Source organism: Paraburkholderia phenazinium (assembly GCF_900142845.1).
GTDB classification, from domain to species: domain Bacteria; phylum Pseudomonadota; class Gammaproteobacteria; order Burkholderiales; family Burkholderiaceae; genus Paraburkholderia; species Paraburkholderia phenazinium_A.
Genome location: NZ_FSRU01000001.1, coordinates 443,778 through 463,242 on the forward strand (window position 1 = coordinate 443,778; position 19,465 = coordinate 463,242).

16 protein-coding genes are annotated in these 19,465 nt (G+C 55.7%); 9 read left to right on the plus strand and 7 right to left on the minus strand.

The window, feature by feature from the left end; all coding sequences use genetic code 11:
• Positions 1 to 195: 195 nt before the first annotated feature.
• From BUS12_RS02005 to BUS12_RS02015, 4 genes are all read right to left on the minus strand, one after another.
• The gene (locus BUS12_RS02005) at positions 196 to 3,165 is read right to left on the minus strand and encodes a DEAD/DEAH box helicase (RefSeq protein ID WP_074294002.1); all 2,970 of its coding nucleotides are present in this window, start codon (positions 3,163 to 3,165) and stop codon (positions 196 to 198) included.
• A 23-nt stretch (positions 3,166 to 3,188) separates the two neighbouring features.
• A complete protein-coding gene (locus BUS12_RS38645) occupies positions 3,189 to 3,326 on the minus strand; it encodes a hypothetical protein (RefSeq protein ID WP_171991576.1) in 138 nt (45 codons plus the stop codon).
• Positions 3,327 to 3,434: 108 nt separating this feature from the next.
• Positions 3,435 to 3,809 carry a hypothetical protein gene (locus BUS12_RS02010; protein ID WP_143788233.1) on the minus strand — a complete coding sequence of 125 codons (375 nt, stop codon included), beginning with the start codon at positions 3,807 to 3,809 and terminating at the stop codon, positions 3,435 to 3,437.
• A 269-nt stretch (positions 3,810 to 4,078) separates the two neighbouring features.
• Positions 4,079 to 4,777: a hypothetical protein gene (locus BUS12_RS02015; RefSeq protein WP_143788234.1), complete on the minus strand. Its 699-nt coding sequence runs from the start codon at positions 4,775 to 4,777 to the stop codon at positions 4,079 to 4,081.
• A 542-nt stretch (positions 4,778 to 5,319) separates the two neighbouring features.
• On the opposite strand from BUS12_RS02015, the gene BUS12_RS02020 reads away from it, so the two are divergent.
• Positions 5,320 to 5,787 (plus strand): hypothetical protein, encoded by a 468-nt coding sequence (locus BUS12_RS02020; RefSeq protein WP_074294005.1) that lies wholly within the window; start codon positions 5,320 to 5,322, stop codon positions 5,785 to 5,787.
• Between the two features lie 238 nt (positions 5,788 to 6,025).
• Entirely contained in the window at positions 6,026 to 6,262 is a 237-nt protein-coding gene (locus BUS12_RS02025; RefSeq protein ID WP_143788235.1) for a hypothetical protein, read from the plus strand.
• A 411-nt stretch (positions 6,263 to 6,673) separates the two neighbouring features.
• Here the strand turns inward: BUS12_RS02025 and BUS12_RS39735 are convergent, their stop codons facing one another.
• The gene (locus tag BUS12_RS39735; RefSeq protein WP_074294007.1) at positions 6,674 to 7,051 is read right to left on the minus strand and encodes a DUF29 family protein; all 378 of its coding nucleotides are present in this window, start codon (positions 7,049 to 7,051) and stop codon (positions 6,674 to 6,676) included.
• Between the two features lie 103 nt (positions 7,052 to 7,154).
• Between BUS12_RS39735 and BUS12_RS02035 the strand changes: the two genes are divergently transcribed.
• From BUS12_RS02035 to BUS12_RS39740, 4 genes are all read left to right on the plus strand, one after another.
• On the plus strand, positions 7,155 to 8,186 hold the full coding sequence (locus tag BUS12_RS02035) for a phosphotransferase enzyme family protein (protein ID WP_074294008.1): 1,032 nt from the start codon (positions 7,155 to 7,157) through the stop codon (positions 8,184 to 8,186).
• Positions 8,187 to 8,436: 250 nt separating this feature from the next.
• Positions 8,437 to 8,745, plus strand: a complete 309-nt coding sequence (locus BUS12_RS02040; protein ID WP_074294009.1) for a hypothetical protein — start codon at positions 8,437 to 8,439, stop codon at positions 8,743 to 8,745.
• A gap of 926 nt (positions 8,746 to 9,671) precedes the next feature.
• Positions 9,672 to 11,261, plus strand: a complete 1,590-nt coding sequence (locus BUS12_RS02045) for a recombinase family protein (protein ID WP_074294010.1) — start codon at positions 9,672 to 9,674, stop codon at positions 11,259 to 11,261.
• Positions 11,262 to 11,595: 334 nt separating this feature from the next.
• Positions 11,596 to 12,216 carry a plasmid partitioning protein RepB C-terminal domain-containing protein gene (locus BUS12_RS39740; RefSeq protein WP_367117591.1) on the plus strand — a complete coding sequence of 207 codons (621 nt, stop codon included), beginning with the start codon at positions 11,596 to 11,598 and terminating at the stop codon, positions 12,214 to 12,216.
• 2 nt (positions 12,217 to 12,218) lie between these two features.
• On the opposite strand, the gene BUS12_RS02050 is transcribed toward BUS12_RS39740, so the two are convergent.
• Positions 12,219 to 12,575, minus strand: a complete 357-nt coding sequence (locus BUS12_RS02050; RefSeq protein ID WP_074294011.1) for a hypothetical protein — start codon at positions 12,573 to 12,575, stop codon at positions 12,219 to 12,221.
• A 343-nt stretch (positions 12,576 to 12,918) separates the two neighbouring features.
• Between BUS12_RS02050 and BUS12_RS02055 the strand changes: the two genes are divergently transcribed.
• Genes BUS12_RS02055 through BUS12_RS02065 form a run of 3 tightly spaced genes read left to right on the plus strand, consistent with a single transcriptional unit; the run spans position 12,919 to position 16,353 of the window.
• Positions 12,919 to 14,541: a recombinase family protein gene (locus tag BUS12_RS02055; RefSeq protein ID WP_074294012.1), complete on the plus strand. Its 1,623-nt coding sequence runs from the start codon at positions 12,919 to 12,921 to the stop codon at positions 14,539 to 14,541.
• Entirely contained in the window at positions 14,480 to 15,391 is a 912-nt protein-coding gene (locus tag BUS12_RS02060; RefSeq protein ID WP_074294013.1) for a plasmid partitioning protein RepB C-terminal domain-containing protein, read from the plus strand. Before BUS12_RS02055 ends, BUS12_RS02060 begins: the two co-directional genes overlap by 62 nt.
• On the plus strand, positions 15,379 to 16,353 hold the full coding sequence (locus BUS12_RS02065) for a plasmid partitioning protein RepB C-terminal domain-containing protein (RefSeq protein ID WP_074294014.1): 975 nt from the start codon (positions 15,379 to 15,381) through the stop codon (positions 16,351 to 16,353). Before BUS12_RS02060 ends, BUS12_RS02065 begins: the two co-directional genes overlap by 13 nt.
• Before the next feature lie 499 nt (positions 16,354 to 16,852).
• Here the strand turns inward: BUS12_RS02065 and BUS12_RS02075 are convergent, their stop codons facing one another.
• Positions 16,853 to 17,632: a DUF29 domain-containing protein gene (locus tag BUS12_RS02075; RefSeq protein ID WP_074294016.1), complete on the minus strand. Its 780-nt coding sequence runs from the start codon at positions 17,630 to 17,632 to the stop codon at positions 16,853 to 16,855.
• Between the last annotated feature and the right edge of the window lie 1,833 nt (positions 17,633 to 19,465).

The following is a 19,465-nucleotide window of genomic DNA, read 5'->3' on the forward strand; positions in this document are numbered from 1 at the left end:
AGTGGAGAGGCGAGATGACGTTAGACATCGTCAAGGACAAAGTGGGCCAGCTTCCCGTCACCCGCCGGGTACGTGCTTGTCATCTGGTTCCTCGCTAAGTTTGTCGTCGCTCTCGCTGCACATTACCCGCTCGCGTCCGAATTTTCTGTACGCCCATCATCGCAGTACATCTGCCGCGCGAAGAAGGTAAAGGCACTACTCGCTTACCAACCAATAGGCATTCGCTGCGCCGCCTTGTCGTGCATAGTCGATGCCGAACACCATGAGGTCGACCAGGCGCTCATTGACCATGCCGCGTCGAATTCCTGGCTGCACACCGATGACGATAAAGCTAAGCTTCGTCGCTAAGGTTTCTTCAAATAGTTGCCTGAGCATGCCGATGTTTCCGCGAAGAAACCGTGAGGGTGCCGCATAACGGCCGTTCATCCGGTCTTCCATATGCGTGAGTAGGATATGCGAGTCGCAGTAGAAGACCGATTTTACTAACTGCCCAGCCACTTCATAAACGTCACCAACTCTCCCTCCGCTCGGGGGGCCGCCGGCGCCCTTGCAGTGGTACAACGCAATTTTGACGTCTCCTTGCTGCTCGACACTTACAGCTATGTAGTCGGCAGCCTCGCCAGACCGGTGGTCGTAAAAAAGCGCGATGACATCCGCTTGGCCCATCAGATGTTGCTCTAGGTGTTCTTGCACAGTCGCACGCCCAGCAAGTTGTGCCCTGCGCTCCTGCGCACGAGGAGTTCCGTCATCAACAAGAAACTCAATGGTCACATCACAACCATTCCAGTCAATTACTTCGGTGTCACCTTGCGCCAACGCACGGGTTTGAAGCTGCGGCGCTGCCATCAAATTCATACCTTCGAATGATGATTTGTCAGCTGCATAGAAAATTGGTGGGTGCTCCGACAACCATTCAGCGAGAGGCATCCAAGAGTCGACGGCCGACTCGATTTCCAATGTTGTCGCCTCGTCCAACTGCGAGACCATATTGCCCTGACCAACTGCGAAACTCATACGCACGCTGATATCTTCTGAAGTCACTGAGAACAGCAGTCGACCAGCGATGGGTTGCGGTTCGAATTCGCAGAACTCCCAGTCGGTAAGTCGTCGATAGACTAGTCTCGCGCCAGCACCACGGAGGCACCGCAGGCGGGGATTCGCCCTAAAGCCAGCCTTTGGCCACGTCCCCGCGATGACCGTTTCCGGAAGCTGCCGCAGAGTTGTAGCCGCACGTACCAGGTCCAGCTGTGTCGCCTCAAATGGGGTATTGCCCGTCAGCCGGGCGTCGAGCGTCTCCACCCAAGTTAAAAATTCCGCGACGGTCAGCCGCTGATTGCTCCAAATCCGAGAACTGCTGCTCGCCCCAATAGTCTCCTTGGAATCGCCAGCCATACCGCTTCCGAAGAAATGGCCTTGAGAGTAAGCGCGACCATCTCCTGCACTTACCGCTCGTTCTGCTGCAGGTCCCGTCAGGGTTCGATAGGTCTCCGCTTGCGAGTTAAACGTGTTGTTCTTCAGGCCGACATTGTAGAACTTGACGGCTTGCAGTCCCGCGCGAGCGCGGCTAGTTTCTTCGTAACTAAGCGCTCGATGCGCTGCGGGACATGCCTTATTCATCAACCCGAGATATATCTTTTCCGTGCGTCGCGTCGAGCCTATGTAACACCGCTGCGTAGCCGGATAGTAGATAAAAAGGAATGCATCATGGCGAATGTTCGAGAGGGCATCTGACGTAGCCCAACTGGGTGGGTTCTCATCGGCGGTAAGCAGTAGGCTGACGGTTCCATCGTCCGACGACCATTGCTTCATCACTCGCACGTGACGCGTGATGCGGTCACCGATTGCCTCGAAGTTGGGCGCTTGAGAACAGTGAAATACGCGTACATGGGCGTAAAGCTCCAACGCCAAAGGCGACACTGCGTCGTAGTCGGACTCTGCGATGCGCCGTACAGGAAGGCGTTCGAGTACAGCTTGCCCTTCCGCATCACCCGCCAGCTCGGCTGCGGCCGCTGCGTCAATCATTCTCGCAAGGTCAACGCCCTCTTTGAGGAGCGCGGTAGTCGCATTCTGGACTCGCGCTAGCGGGGCGATGAGAGTACCTCTGCCTGTCGCTCCATCAACACGAGCAAATCTCCCAATGAACTGAATTGTGGGTACGAGCGAACGATGCGGTGCATGCAATGCAGCGATTTTTAGTTTGGGAAAGTCATAGCCTTCGCCGAACATGTCAACACAGACAATTCCCTGGAGGTCTCCGCTAATCAAACGGCGTTCGCATTCGTCTTGTGTGCGTTTGCTAACTTTGCTGTCGATAGCCTCAACATTGACCCCCATTCCTTTGTACAGCGGCACCAGCGCCCGCGCAGCACTGATGGTCGCCGCTCGCACAAATATGCGATGGTCGTAACCCGCATCAATATCGGACCGAAGTTGCCGCACCGCGAGCTCCGCAATCACTCTATCCACGTGCTCGTCGTCGAGCGTGTCTTCGACCGGAGCCGCGAGGAAAGCGATTGGCTGAAAGGCACCTTCCTCAAGCGCTCTCATCACTGGATACCGATATGCCAGCTTGCCCGGAATGACTCGTTCATCCCGTCGAAACGGTGTCGCAGTTAAAAACACAAATCGAGCGGACCGGTAGTGGTCGAGAAATGCTGCCCACGTGTCTGCCGGCGCATGATGAGCTTCATCGAAAACGACCAGGTCGAAAAGGTGGGGTGCGGCACCAGGCGCAACCGCCGGCGATGAACTCGCGGGCGTAGATACCACTACGTCAAACTCCTCAAAGGCACGCCAGGCGTCAGCATTTTCGGGCTTGCCTTCCAACCGAAGCACAGCTGGATTCGGTGTCGCAGGGTCAATTACCTTGATACGTCGAAGCGTCGACAGCTCACGAAAGTGTGAAGAGACCTGCCGTCGAAGTGCATCAGAGGGCTCTACTACTAGGACGCGCTTTGCGCCGAGCAACATGGGAAGGGCCATCATCACGGACGTCTTACCGTATCCGGTGGGCAGACACACGATAGCCGGGTCATCGTGAACCGAGATATGCGCAAGCACTGCGTGTAGCGCGCCGACCTGTCCAGGGCGGAATCCCTCGTTTGGAATCTCGCCTTGCACAACCAATTTCAGCGCCCCGCGATTCTGCGAAAAGAAGTCCGCCATTTCCTTATGCTCTAATCTATTGATTAGTGACGATGCTTGCGATTCAGCGCTTTGTGCTCAGCACGGACTTTAAAATGCCGCAGCTTCAACGCATCCGGGGGAAGCAAACCGCCAAGGTGCTCCTTGGCGTACACGGCGCAATAGTGGAAGTTGATGTTCATTGTGGGTCTCTCGCGATTTAGTTCTTTTTTTTGCTCGTCATTACCGCCGGCGAGCGATAAGTATGCCTGAAATCCTGCCCACAAACGCCGCGCGCAGTTAACGAAAGGTCATCTCCTGATGATTGCGACCAAAAAAACGAAGCCGACTATCAGTCCGAGCACCGCGAGTGCCGATGTCGGCTGCCGCAGTTCAAGACTGGCTTCGCCTACACGGCGGCGGCGCTGCCAGACTGAACCTAGCTGAAGCGCATCCCGATGGCTGAACGCGACATCACAGAAAAACGGCTTCGAGTTTTCAGAGTCCATCCGCTGAAACGCAACCCGCACTCGGCGCGTTTTCCCCTCCAGCTGAGACTGCAGTCCGCCGTACCAAAGCACCATCATCGGAAAATCTTCTTTCGGGATTCCGTCGCATTCACCCGAATACGCAGTGTTACGAGTCCATTCAAAAGGCATAAATCGCATCCCCGAAATACCAACCAACTCGGTCTTCCTCTTTGCGCGCGTCTACGTGACGGGATGAGCTCAGCCTCTACCTATTTGTGTGGCTGTCCCGCTCGGCCGCCCACCAACGTCGGTCACGAAGTGACCGACTCCTGCTGTCAATCTTCGATGCGCTCCGCCGCGGTCGCCCTCAAAGAAGCGAAAGGCGCGTTACGCTGGAACAGTGCGAAGGCGTAACATGCCGCAGCTAGATGCCAAGCCGGGTTGAAGGGCGACGGCGGCAACCGGTGGTAAAAGAACGAAACCCGTCAGACTTCAATCATCTTTTCTTGGAGGGATACAGAGTCTAATGCCGCATCATGTCGAGTGATGCCGAGAATGCTTAGGTTAGTCAAGTGTTCGCGTAATAGGGAGTCCTGCACGGGGGGCATGTTGTAGTCAGCGAGTTGCACATTCAGAGAACGCAACAAGTCGGCTACGGGAATCGATTTTTTTGAATCGTTCGCAGTCAACATATAAAGCGTTAGCGCAACCTGTCCTTCTTGAGTTGAAAGCTTTACAGTTGTTGCTCGAATATAGCTTCCGAGAGCAACGAGGATTGCAGTGACATACATCGCGCGCGTTACCCAGGACGACGAGTCTCTCACGCTTGCCATGGTCCCAATTACCGCGCCTATCAAGGCGCCAGGACGGATGACGACTAGTCCAGGTCTAAAGTCTGGTCGTTTTTTAGCTACGCCAAGAAGAAACTCCTGATAGTCACGTTCCCCAGCTAGCAGCTTCAGGTGTTCTTCATCGACGTCGTCATAAGCGCTAATCAGTGGCACTTCTCGTCTCATTATTGAGTCAAGTGGAATCTGCGACGCAATGTTGGAAGCGTCCTCCGAGCTGTCGCCCATTCGCTTCTTGACCTCCTTCGCGACTTCAAACATAAGTCTGCCGTTTTCAATTCTTCCATGTTCGCGCAACCTAACTTTCAGTGGTCGGTCATCTTGTGGAATCGGCATTCTGTGTTCCTCGTCGCCTGAATATTAGCAATAAACGTTATACCAGAGCGTGAAGACGTTTAGTTAAGCCACCCTAACTTACAGGGCGATGCGAGTTGCATCAAGTCACGATTGAGAGCACCGTCATGACATGAATCGGCGATTTTTTCGGCCGAACGGGAAGAGCATAATCTCACGCTGTTAGGATATCGACGATGCTGACCACTCAGATGGATGGTTCAAGCCCGATACAGGCAGTCTACTAACGCTCACGCGACATCGACGCAACGATGGAAATACTTGAGCCTCCAGACACATTGGGAATCTGCAAACCTCACTCGCCTGTTCGCCGGCGGTGGCGGGTCCTGGAGCATGGAACGAACTGCGTATCGTCCGCGCATGACAGTGCTGTGTTCACCATACGCAGCGAAACGTCAGCGCGGACGCCATGGTCTCGCTCCCCCGCCGGAACCTTATTTGCGGTGCGAGCCGCCGTTTCTCCCTCGTACTTACCGGGCCGCGTCGCGGGGCGAGCCCTTCGGTGAATCCATCGAGTGACCGACATGCCAACCACACATCAAGATTTCGAGCGCGAGAGGCTTTACGAGGAAATCTGGTCGGAGCCCGTCAGCAAGGTAGCGAAGCGGTATCAAATTTCCGACGTTGGTCTTCGAAACATATGCATCGGCCTCGACATACCAGTTCCGCCTGCGGGCCATTGGGCAAAAGTCGCCGCAGGCAAGCCTGTCAAAAGGCCTCCTTTGCCACTTACCAAGGGTCCGACACCCGAATCGCTTGTTGAATCCGCACGCATATGGCTTGCGCGCAACGCGTGTCACGCCAGCTGGTTCGAGAGACTCACAATTGCAATAGAAGCGCAGACTGTTGCCAAAACAGTGCTCGAAGCCGATGTGAAGAGTGGCGAGGATATCCAGCCTGCTCGGCTTTTCACCGACGCGATGACGGTCAACTATGCAGACCCTCTGGTCGCGAAAGTCTGGCGTCGATGCAGCAAGTCAGAAGATACGTGAAGGGTGCTCGCTTCTATGTCGTAGGTACAAGGGTTTGCAAACCAAAGGCGACCAGATTACCCCTCTTCCAGATTGCACAGCGACCCTATGCAAAGTTTGGAAAATCATTTCCAACGCTCTATCCTGAATCTTTAAGCAGCTAGCAAATCGGCTGCCTCCCGGGGTACCCCAGCGGGTAACTCCTTTTGACTTTTTCAATGCGCAGTGGACGCGCATCACACCCGATATCGAGACGCACATGGAACCAGCAATGGCGCTTGCAATAATGTGTGCGTTCTCAACAGAAAACGAAACAGACTCGCTTCGGGCCATGGTCAAGCTGGCTCGTGTTCTCTCAGACCTTGATGGCAAGATTCCGCCTGAAGACTGGGAGTCTTTAGTTGAAGCAGGTGCGGCACTCTGGAATGCTGCAATGGGTGACTACAACGCCGAGCAACTGACTGCGGACGCCTTGCGACGTGCGCGGCGGAGATAGCTTTTCAACGCCCGGGCCAAGCACGAAGAGCGGGCAAGGTCTGCGCACCGCGACGCGTTCAGTGTCGCCCAACTCATTCTTCTGGCGACGCACGGTACACGCCCTCGGCGTCATCCAACAATTCACCCATCCCTAGCTAAGTCGACTTTCTCCAATTTCAATCTGAGACGTCATTCCCTTCGGCGACTATGTCGGCTGTGCGCTCGCTAAACGGCATGCACAATTGGCGGTCCGCGCACTTATTGAATGTCGATAGTTCGGCAGACTCTGCGTCGAATACCCGTTCCGGAGACGGGAGAGGACCTCGTTGCCACTGTTGAGCGGAGCGCAAGTTTTGTTCCGAACGCCTGAGCGATGCTTTCTAACCCGTCGCGGATGCTCTCTCTACGCAAGGCGGCTTCTGCGATGCTGTCAAACGCGGACTTGACCGTACCGGTAGCGGATGCGAGCACCACTTTTTCCACCAACGCGTATATACGTAGCATCGATGTTGAACGCCAAGGCCCTTAGGTCCACGTGACGAAGCTTCGAGGCGTTGGCTGGCAACCATCCCTCAGAAAGAACATAGTCGATTGGCCAAGGACATTCCGGTGGAAACCAATCTCGCCCACTATCGGTTGCCGCCTGAACGAGCGCGTCTACCCATATCAACTGGAACGTTTGGGGCTCATCAATCCTGGCGCGCAGGCTCGGAGAGTCGTCCAGAATTTCGGCAACCCCTATGCCTATCCAGCGGCCCGCCGTGACACCTTTTGTCATGTCCGAATTCAGGTCGCATGCGAAATGCATCAAGCCGCGGTGAGCCGACGGTCTACTATGATTCAGCGATTTTTTCGGCCGAGCAGGAAGAGCATAATCTCACGCGGTTGCTCTTTCATGAGGGATATCGACGATGCTGACCACCCAGACAGATGGTTCAAACCCGATTCGGGCAGTCTATTCGACCATCGGGGGCGACGAGATTCGCGAAGTGCTTGAGCAAAACTTTGAAATCGGGCCAGTCGTCGATTGCACTTTGTTGCAAGCAGGCTTTAACGACATCTATGAGGTCGTTCTGGCTGACGGTCAACGCTGTGTTGCGCGCCTGAGCTCTCGGCTAGAACGAGGTGTGCCGAACGTCGACTACGAGACGGCTCTGCTCCAGCACCTGAAACGCGCTGGAGCAACTGTCGCTGCCCCTTGGGTCGCTAAAGGCGGTGCTTTAAGCGTAGAGGTTCTGGCGCCTGAAGGGCCGCGTTCCCTGGCCGTCTTTGATTTTCTTTCCGGCAAGCCACTAGGCGATGAGCCCGCAGATATCACGGCGATGGGCGCGGAACTGGCGCGCATTCATATCCTTTCGCGAGACTACAAGGGGCCTCCGAGCAACTATCAGCTCGATTTTGACCATCTTCTGCGCCGCCCACTAACGCGGCTGCTGGCGATAAGAGACTTGCACGAGGAAGTTCGCGAGATGCTGAGCTCGATTGCGCTCAGCCTTGAAGGAAGCATAGCAACACTCAATGACCTCAGCCGCGTCGCATGCCACGGTGATTGCCACGGGTGGAACACGCATATGACCGACGGCCCCGACGGAGCGCGAGTGGCCTCATTTTTCGACTTCGACGATGGTGGCCCCGGCTATCTAGCCTATGACCTGGCCGTTTGTCTTTGGAACAACTTGTTAGGTCGACAGCTTGAAAGGCCGGATGAAGAAGTTGAGACCAAGTGGGGGTATTTCGTGAACGGCTATCGCAGCGTTGAGCCTGTTCCGTCAGTCGATTTCGAGGCAGTCATGACGTTCGTTGCAATCCGTCACTTCTGGTTGATGGGCGAGTACGCTAGCCGTGTTCACCGGATGGGTTTAGGTGTGTTTCGCGGACCTTGGTTTCGCAAGGACTTTGAGCTCGTCAAACAGTGGCAATCACTCACTACTCCGGGCGCGTGACCGCCCGAGGTGGTGTTTTGTCACCTGCTGTGGTTAGCGTTTCTTTCGCGTGCACCTGACGCACGCGAACATACCACGGTTGCGCCGGTTGAGACGCGAGGCCGTACGAACCGTGCAGGCCGGCCGGCGGCTTAAGGACGACGGCGTGATTTGGACCGCTCAGACTGGACGGTCGCATCTGGAACCGGTAGTCTGAGAGCGCGAGACCTGTTTTGGCGATGCTGGTCCTTACAGACAACGTGGAGCCGACATGCAAGTGAGCACAGAAGCGCTTGTGGACATGCTGCGGGAAGTTGAAGCCGATGACCCAATCGACTTCGCCGACTTGCCATTCGGGGAGCAGGAACTGAGGCGCCTGGTGATGAGCTCGCTTGTAGAACGCCATCAGCTGGTCGAAAAAGATATGTCGGTCTCCGACATCCACGCGCTGTACCTACTGAGTACCGCCAAGCTCGTTTTGGAAAACACGGTGCTCCATGCGAGATTGCTTTTGCTTCGAGGACAGCAGATTGACGTGCAGTCACTGTTAGCCCCATTCACTCTCAAGGGCAAATCTTGAACCGCTTGTCTTCGGCTGGACCCGTTGGGTCCAACGTTCGCTGAAACAAGAGTTCGGCGTCCCGCACATCAAAGCCCAGCCTCATCGCGAATCATCGAATGCTTGAGCTTCGCATGTTTTCTTCTTTTGATGCGCATGGTTGAGCAGTTGAGCGGCAGCTAGTCAGCCACGGTTAATAGTGGTGATAGTAGCCGCCACCTCCAGGCACAACGATGCAGCCGCTCAACGCGGTCCCGAGACATGCAGCCATCAGCATCAGCGCAAAGATTCGTTTCATACGTGCCTCACTTGTCAGTAGTGAACGCACTATATTTGGAGCGCAGATTACCAGTGTGTTTGTGTGTAACGAGACGTGTGATTTGAAACACCTACCTCATCCCGGGTCTTCTCGGAATCCCGTCTGCAGCGAAATATTCGGTTTCAGAACTCACAACTCTTGGCCCGACATCGCGGGAGTCCAATGCGTCGAGGAGATGAACGGCCATCCGCTGGACCAACGTCATTCGTCACCTCGACCTTCTTCGCTCGATGGGCCGTTCGAGTGTCCTAATAGTCTTCCTCCTGAAATCATGACACGGCGGACGTACTTGGGAACAGATGGCGATGGCACGGGCAACTCACTGTCCCGTCTCGCATTCGTGCGGAAGCCTCCGACTGGAAAGTCTGGGACAACCGACAGTCAAGAATCTCTTGGAACTGCGAAGGCCGCTATCGGCAGGCAGCTGGTGTGAGAGCGATTCGCAGGTCTGCGAAAAGCCAAACCCCCACGGCTTGTCGAGTTTTCCAAAGCTTCAAAGGGCGTAACGACATGCTGCAGTACAACCGACGCCGGGTCTGGTCCGCGACGTGGCCTTCATGTCGCTACTCCCCTTGACTTCCGATGCAAAAGCTCTATCACTGACGTGTGCTGCTATCGGACACTTCACATGCGTTCTGCACCGCGTTGCAAAGCAAGTTCATCCGTGCCCATCAGGGCCGCGCAGTATATCCGCATGTCTACGGACCACCAGGAATATTCCTCCGTTTTTCAGAGACAGGCTATCGCAGCCTATGCGCTTGCCCATCACATCCGCATCGTCAGTATGTACGAAGACGCTGGCATAAGTGGTTTGACCTTGCGAGAGCGTCCGGCGCTCATCCAGTTGTTATTGGACGTTGATAACCCGAAGCGCAAATTCGCCACTGTGCTTGTGTACGACGTCAGCCGTTGGGGGAGATTTCAGGACGTGGACGAGGCCGCATTTTATGAATATGCCTGCAGACGCGCCGGAATCAACGTTGTATACGTCGCAGAGCCTTTTGAGAACGACGGAAGTCCAGCGACGTCGATATTGAAGGCGCTGAAACGTGCGATGGCCGCAGAGTTCAGTCGGGAAATGTCACGCAAAGTTTTCCTGGGGCACTGCCTCAATGTCGAACGCGGCTTTCATACGGGTGGTCCACCGGGTTACGGATTACGCCGCATCCTTCTCGACGCAGACCGCAACGTCCGGCACTCCCTCGCCAGATATGAGTACAAAAGTATTCAGACCGACCGCGTTGTCATCGCCCCGGCGGTCAGTGGCGAAGCTGCGGTGGTTCGGAAAATCTATGAGTGGTACGCAACGCAGCCAATCTCGGCGGCCGCAATAGCAACGCGCTTAAATGATTTTGGGATTTGCAACGGCTCCGGGCGACCGTGGCAAGGGCAGAACATTCTGAACATCCTCCGCAACGAAATGTACATCGGTACCAATGTGTACAGTCGCACTACTTCCAAGTTGACCAGCCCGTGGGAACGGGTTCCAACGCAGGAATGGATTCGTGTCCCCGGAGCGTTTGAGGCTGTCGTCGACAAACGCATCTTCACAGCCGTTCAGCAGAAAATGGAACGAGCCCGACGCAGACCCACGAGGGACGAGATTACCGACGGTCTGCACAAAATCATCAAACGAGTCGGCAAACTCAATCAGGCAACACTGAGACATTACCGTGGCGCGCCTTCCGTCGAGCAGATAATGCGCGAGTTTGGAAGCCTGAACGAGGCATACAAGGCTATAGGCTACGCACCGAATCTGGACCCAGCCCGCTCGGAAAACCGCTGTGTCGAACGCCGCATGGAGAAGCGGGTCGCCGAAGTGACCATCGACGTCTTGCGGAATCTTGGCCACGAGGTGCGGTACGAAAAGCACACAAATACCATGTGTGTCGACGGCTCGTTAAGGCTGAATCTTGTTGTGCGCAGTCCGTGGCTTATCGGCGGCAGCGTCCCCTACTGGGTCGCGCGCTGGCCGGACTGTTTCCCCGTAGATTTTCTTGTATATGGGCGCATAGAGCGCGCGAATACGGAGCTGCTCGACTTTCACATCTTCCCGCGTGGAAGCCTCGTTCCGGGGGCATACACGGTAATCCACCGGCACGGCCAGACACATTTCAAAGCGTATCTGCATCCAAACCTGACACCCCTGCTTGACATCGCTGAGAACGTACCCCTTGAGGTGTTGGGAAGCACGGTGTCCTGCGGGAGAGTCTCTTGATGCGCCCGCGTCGACCAGGCATCGGTTCCTCCGGAATTGAGCCAAACCTGCGCCGGCAAGATGGCGCGTCAAAACCAGCAGAGCGCCAACCTGAACCTCGTCGTGCCAGTGGAAGAGCGACTGCAGAGGGAAAGGCCAAAAAAGTTCTCAAGCTCGAGCGTGCGCGTCAGCGGACTGCAATCAGGCATATGCGGGCGATGCAGTGCGAGATGGCTCTGACGACGAAGGTCCTGCTGAAGCTGCTTTCAGACCCAGCCTTCGTTGCGCTACTACGTGCCGAGGGGTTCACCTCGATACCGAAGCTCGTTCGTCAGCGGCTCGTGGAGCGGCGTTGATGACGAAAGCTCGACCTGCGAGATTCATACGTCGTTCAAAGGCTCCGCCCGGGTGCGAAAGACCGCCAGAAATTTGTGCGGAAGCGTTCGCGCTGTTCGTCGGGGAAACGCTTCCCAAACGGACAGTCGCAGCGCTTGCGAGGATGGTTCCGGCGCGTCAGGTTACATCTGCCCGGACTATGGTCGCAGTGGACAACCTCAGCGGAAATTTCGCTCGAGCCCTATTGGCAGCGACGCCATCAAGTAAGAGGGGCGATGATGCTCGGGGGCGGCAGTCTCACCCCGATTCAGCACGCCGACTGGCCAGGATGGAACAGGGGCTCATTCAGATGCAACTCGAGGCGGCAGAACTGCGTTCGCACTACGACGATGACCTGTTTCATTTGGCGCTTGCAGCCTGTTACGTGCGGGGTTGGATGCGGAACGAAGTGGTGACAACCTGGCTCCACTCGCGCCATCCGGAGTCTGCCGCCGTGCTTGACCGCCTGGCGAAGGCGGCGGACTTCGCAATTGAGCCAAGGCGCCCAATGAAACTTCCGTACTCGCCGGCTGCTAGTCCTGCAGCACCTCACAAGAATAAATCAGGTAGGCGCCCGACAGCAGGTGCCCAAGCCCGTTAGAACTACCGCGTACCAACAAGATAGGTCAGGCAGTGCTGGTAGATGGTCCGCGCTGTTTCCGAACGGAAGTCCAGCCTCAGGTTCTCGCAAAACAGCGTGCAAATCATCTGTCTCGAAAAGACAGGCAATGGTTCCGTCTCCAACTGTCGAGCTAGTTCCAAGGCCCGACTCGACAGCATGACCCGCTCGAGAATATCGGCGTTCCCACCGTTTGTGTTTAACCATAAGGTCGTGGACTCCACGACGTGACCGTGCGAGAGCCATTCGCCGGTTAGTTGTTTTGCCAGCAAATGCGACGAAACAAGATAGGCAAGCAGTTCGGCGCGTGCCCGAAGGTCAAGGTTGAGTGGATTCGTCACGCTTTAGCGCATTCAATAGGCTCAGTGGGAATGATACATCCGGACACGAGAGGAGCACGTTATGTCGCGGAAGCGCGCGGAGTTCGCGAATCATGTTCGCGTTTTTTCACTCCGCACGCTCTCAACCGTCCAGCCGAGCTCAACTTCATGTCTGTAACCACATACGCGGCAGGCACATTAGGGGCATAACCGACGCGTGAATTCTCTTTTCTAGTTCACTTGGAGCACCGGTGGGCCACGCGGTTGGGACCCTAACTGAAACGCTGGGGCGCTGACATCTATCGTCCTTGACTTGGGCGAACATCGAGCTATCACTAATTACCGCGCCAGACGGGAGACGGAAATGCCGCAAGCGGATGGAATATTGACCTCCCTTGCTGGCAGGCTCGCAGCGCAGTATGTGCGGATGTCCACGGACTACCAGCAGTACTCAACCGAAAACCAGAAGCTGGCCATCGCTGAGTTCGCCGCAATGCAGGGAATATCCATCATCGCTACCTATGAAGACGCAGGAAAAAGCGGTGTGACACTCAAAGGCAGACCTGGTCTGCTCCAGCTACTTCAGGATGCACAGGCTCCTACACATGCCTTCAGCCTGGTGCTTGTGTACGACGTCAGTCGTTGGGGCCGCTTTCAGGACGTCGATGAGAGCGCCCACTACGAATACCTGTGCCGGCAGGCCGGCGTACAGGTGGTGTATTGCGCAGAAATCTTCTCACACGACGGCGGCGCTGTGGCGACGTTGATGAAAACGCTCAAGCGTGCGATGGCCGGGGAATACAGTCGTGAGCTATCCCAAAAGGTTTTCATCGGCCAGTACAAACTTGCTGAGCGAGGTTTTTGGCAAGGTGCGGCTCCAGGATATGGCCTGCAACGCGTACTGGTTGACTCGGACGGGAATATCAAAGGTCCTCTGCGTCATCGGGAGCACAAAAGCATCCAGACAGACAGAGTAATCGTGACGCCCGGTGACGAACGCGAAGTGGCGCTCGTTCGTCGCATCTATGATTGGTACGTTAGTCAGGGAGTTGGGTGCAGACGGATTGCGGACAGGCTAAACGCGTTCGGGATGTGCAATGCATATGGTCGACCGTGGAATCCACAGAACATTACCGGCATTCTGAGCGGCGAAAAATATGCCGGGACCAATCTCTACGCTAGGACATCCAAGAAGCTCGATGCCAACTGGCATAGGAATCCCCCATCCGAGTGGGCTCGTTCAGAGGGCGCGTTTCCTCCTGTCGTTGACCACGCGACGTTCGATGCAGCTGAGAGAATCCGGACGAACCGAACACAAAACCTCAGCGACGACGAGATTCTGAAAAGACTGGGTGACTTCGTGCGCTCTGCGGACGTTGTCAGCGTCAAGGAAATCGACAATGCCCGGACACTACCAGCAGGAAAGACCTACTCCGTACGATTCGGCTGCATCAAGAACGCGTACGCACTAGTCGGATACGAGCCAAGCTATCACATGGGAGGACCTGAAGTCTTTCGGGCGTCACGAGCCGCCCAGCAGGAGTGCATTGGAAAGACTACCTCTGCACTTACGGCTCTTGGCCATCGCGTGGACATTTCCGCGGACGAAACTACCATTCGGGTAGATGATGAACTGGTTATCAGATTCGCTGTGCGCCCGATTCTTCACTATGACCGCCGTGGCCCGCGCTGGAGAGTGCGCTGGCCAACCTACTCGTCGCCCGACCTTTTGGTCGTCTTGAGGTTGGACTCCGCGTTTGAGACTCCAATCGATTTTTATATTTTTCCCCGAGGCAGTTTGGTGCCCGGTTACGATTTCTCGCTGTCAATCCGCAGCGGCAGTAGCGAACCTTTCGAAATGTTCCGGTTTTCCGATGAGAGGATTCTGTTTGAACTGACAGCGCGGACTCGCATGGAGGCACTCGATGGAAGCCAATCCCCTCATTCCAATCTCAGATATCCAGATTCGCCAGATTCGAGTGCTTAATCCCCGGACCCGCAGCAGGCGTCAAAAGCAGGCACTGGTCGACAGCATCGCGGCGGTGGGATTGAAGAAGCCGATAACCGTAAGCCATCGGGCGTGCTCCGGCGATACGGCTGTGTTTGACCTGGTTTGCGGTCAGGGACGACTCGAGGCTGTTCAGGCTCTCGGCCATGACACCATTCCCGCGCACGTCATCGACAGCGCTGAAGATGAGTGTCTCGTTAAAAGCCTCGTCGAAAATATCGCGAGACGGAACCATTCCACCATGGAATTACTTAAGGACATTCAAAGCCTCAGTACGTTCGGGTACACGGACAATCTCATTGCAGACAAGGTAGGCTTGTCTGTCGCATATATGGGAAGCCTGATGTTTCTCCTTGACCGTGGGGAAGAGCGGCTTATAACAGCCGTTGAGTCCGGGAGCATCCCCATAGCTATCGCCATGCAAATCGCGCGCACCGATGACACAGAGGTGCAATCTGCACTGGTTGATGCTTACGAAGACGGCACGTTGAAAGGGCGACAGCTTTCCGTCGTCCGTAAGCTGCTTGTCCGTCGCAGCAGGTCAGGAGGAAAGTTGCTGCCTGCTTTTAAGGGACCCGGCGCTCCTCGGGCCCGTGAACTGGCTCCGGAGCAGCTACGTCGTCTGTATGTGCGGGAAAGTGACAGGCAAAGGGTGCTTGCAAAGAAAGTCGAGGTGACTCACGCGCAGTTGCTGTTCATCGTTCATGCCCTGCGTCAGTTGATGCGCGAAGAAGGCTTCATCGGCCTTCTCGAACGGGAGGGACTCACGACACTTCCTCGCGTGCTCGACCAGCGAATAAGGGCGGAGGCACAACCATGGTCCAGTTAACAGGACAGCCCCTCAGGGCCGCATTTGAGCGCCAGCCGATAATGCTACAGCTGGATGCGTTGGTTTCATCACGGCCGCTGCCTCACAATGTCATATCGAGCAAGAAGTTCCTGCAGATTCTGGCTTCCATCTCTACTGTTGGTCTTGTCGAACCAGTGATTGTGGCGCGCATCGCAGATGACGAAAGCAAGTTCCGGATTCTCGATGGTCGGTTGCGGGTGGAAGCTGTTCGTCGCCTGAGTTCCACAGAGGTCTTGTGTCTTGTCGCGACCGATGATGAGGCGTACACGTACAACAAGCATATAAGCCGGCTGACACCGGCACAGGACGCACGCATGATTGCCAAAGCAATCGAACGTGGCGTTCCAAGGGAGCGGATTGCCCTGGTACTGGGAATCGACATCGGTACTGTCAAGCGCCGGGCGGAACTGCTGGACGGGATATGTCGCGAGGCGGCGACCCTGCTGGCAGACAAAGCCTGTCCAGCGACGACTTTCAATACATTGAAGCGAATGAGGCCGCTGCGGCAGTTGCAAGCAGTGGAGCTTATGTGCGGTCAGGGAAATTTCACTTCGGCTTTCGCGCGTGCCATTGTGGCAGCGACTCCGCCGGAGCAACTCGAAGAGAATCAAGGCACACGAAAGAAATCGGAAAACGAGGTCATGACGCAGCTCGCCAAACTCGAACGGGAACTGGCTACGCTCCAAGCCACGGTGGCTCAAACTGATGAGAGATACGGTATAGAGCACCTACATCTCACGGTCTCTGTTGCGTACGTGGCAACGCTTGTGAACAATGAGCACGTGTCTCGCTGGCTGAATGAACGGCATCCCGATTTTGCTGCCCAGTTCGAGACTATTAGCAAGGACGCGCGTGACGCCCGTTCTGCGTCGAACTCAAACGTCTCAAGGTCCAAGAACTTCCGGCACGTTGGCGGAGAGACTGCTCAACCGCCTCGATAAACTGGTTTGCACAGAAGGTGAACTCGATGCGCGATTCAATCATGCGCTGGCAGTTACCCGGGGGCTGAGCGTGACGCGGTCGCGCACGCGTGAATTTTCGACTTTCATCTGATTGATTTTTAGTCGGTCACCGGAACACGCGGTTCCATAACGCGGTGACGACCGCCGCTACAATCGTTTTGAGAGAGAGTTCACGGTAGGTATCTAGGGAGTTGATTGGCGGAGACTCCCGAGCGGGTAAGCCCCGGAGGGCCCGAACTTTGCGGTGCAACCACGCCGAGCGTGCTGCGCGAGCGAATGCCCTCTCGGCCTCTTGCGGCAGGTCCGTGATAATGTCAAATTCCCGGCCGTCGATGTATCCCGACAACGAATATCCCGAGGCCCGCTGCGTCATCCACCCCACATAGCCCCATGCAAAGACTTGGGTCACTTCGCCTCCTTCGTCGATATCGCAAGTTTCACGATGAGTTGATATTCTGTATTGGAGCGGATTGGCCCATCAGCGCTGATTGTCCCAGATACAAAAGACAGTACTTGCCGGACGACGCTTGACCAATCCTCGGGTGTGTTTCGGTGCTCGTGCGCGACGGACCTTCGCTTTGACCAAACGTCCGAGCGTCCCAGATGGTATGGTGAGAATCGTATCCACCACATCGGGCGCGAGCATGCAAATCATCAGTGCCATACGCGAAATTATCGCCCCCGCTTTATCGTTAAGGCATTTGGTGGGTCGCCCAACATTAATTCGGTGGTAGCGGATGCGAGCACCACTTTTTCCGCCAACGCGTATATACGTAGCGTCCATGTTGAACGCCAGGACCCTCAGGTCCACGTGGAGAAGCTTCGAGGCGTTGGCTGGCAACCAGCTCTCGGAAAGAACATCGTTGATTGCCCAAGGACATTCCGATGGGAACGAATCGTGTTCGTTTTCAGTCGTCGCCTGAGCGAGTGCGTCTGCCCATATAAACTGGAACGTTCGGGGCTCATCAATCCGCGCACGCAGACTCGGAGAGTCGTCCAGAATTTCGGCAACTCCTAACCGTCGAGCCTCAATCATTGCCGAACGACTGCCAGTGCGCTCATCTGGCAAGTAGTGCCACACAAGCAAATAGGCAAGCAGAACCGACACCTGTTTAGTGAACTCACGCAGTTCCGCCTTAGCGACATCGTCAATCTCGTCGGCAACGTGCTCGGTGTCCAGCCGGTCGAAACGACGTTCCCGCAGAAATCGGGCTTGTTCAAATGCCCACGCGCTTACATCCTCGTCATAGGCTGTCATCTGAACTCCTTGGTAGAAATCACCCGTGCGCCGCAAGTGACGAAAGTCATTTCCGGATGATTGAGACCACAAAAATGAAGCCAACTATCAGTCCGAGCACGAGAGCTATCCGGCCGACCCACTCGACCACGAAATCGACATTCTTCTGTGACTCAGCGAAGCGAAACAGCCATTTCATGACTTTCCTCGGTGGCGGTATGGACTGCTTTTACAACACACCGCGCGCGGTCCTGTTCGATTGGATGAAGCCTTTGACGCGACCGCCGATGCGCGATGAATATGCCGGAAGCTTGCGAAGAGCTCTACAGACCAAGAGGGTCGCTATCTTCAGATTGCGAATCGAAATACTCTCTGGCAGCGAGCCTCCTATCCGCGGCATATTTCGCAACTGAAGCGTCGTCGATTTCGTAGTCGCTGTTCTCAGTGGGAGCGCCGGTTAGAGCGCCACGCTCAAGGAGTACCCGCACGTGCGGACGACTTACGAAAAGGAACCTGGCTGCTTCCATGACGTTCATGTGCCTCTCATCGGAGTAGTGTGTAGACGACGAATGCGACAGCGGACACAATGCAAAGACTGAACCGGTCCCGGCTAGCCAAATCGCGACTCGGGCAACTTCTTCTGTGGTGAGGCGAAGCGGGGAGGAGCCATTCTGAAAGAGGGTTGAGCAGCTTCATCTCTTGTCTCGGTTGATTCGGATGCCGTGTCGCTCGTCGTTACCGCGCAGGAGGGTGCTTGGATAGCGCGCCAGAGCAAAGTTCCTACCATTTCTTCCTCTGCAAATCGTCAGAATCACGGCGGTTGTGTTCATCTGAAAAAACTGGGGACCAGCATCACAAGAACGAGGACCACGCCGAGTAACGCGATGGCCCCGCCGAGCCATGTCGCAACACAATCGATATTCTTCTGCGACGAAGCGAATCGGGTTAGCCACTTCATGTTGGAGCACGCGTGGTCAATGTCGACGGCATTACCTGCCTCCAGCCAAAAAATTGAGCCAATCTCATAAGTACGCACAGTGCAGTCGAGCATTGCCTATGGCACCTCCGTTCGCCTTCGTCATGTCTCTACGGGCTGCACGGGATTCTCGAAGTTCAAGGGCGCAAGGCATTCATCGCAGTAGACGTGATGCCAGTAGATTTCCCTTAGCGTCCCTGGCCTTCCGCAACGCTCGCAGACCCCACGGGCTAGGCGCATCGCTTTTTGTGCAGACTCAACAATGCGAGGCCACGCTTCCTCATCGCATAAGTAACCAGTGAGTATCGGCATCCTTAGTTTTCCTTCTGTTTCGCGAATGTCAACGCAAAATGGAATGACCGGAAACACGGCACTCTCGTCCCTCAGCAGGTGGTAGTCCAGCGATGCCATGTTCTCGATACTCGGAGCTTGGTCGCACCACATTGAGCGAAGCTCCGCCTCTATCTCTTGCGCAGCTGCTTCGATAAGCGGATACCACCCAAGACCGCATTGGATACCAAAAAACGCAAGGTTCGACGGGTATGCCTCCGGGTAGCGTACTGCGCGGAAAAACAACGGATAACGCGAGAACAACTGCTGTTGCTTATCAGTAGCAAGCGCAGGACGCAGTTCCGGGCTAACTGGCCGACTGTCGAGTTCCTTCGCGCGACTCCCTGTGTGACGTTCGTTCACCGGAATGACCTTCGTCTTGTATCCGAGGCGCAAACACCGCTTGCAAACCGATTCGGATTTCTAGGTTAGATGTGATGGGCGAGCTATGCGTATAGCGCCGAACGGCAGCGACTATGCCTTTTCTGGCTATACCAGTATCTGTTGCGTTTACCCTTACATGACGCTTCTCCCAGCCGGACAAGCCG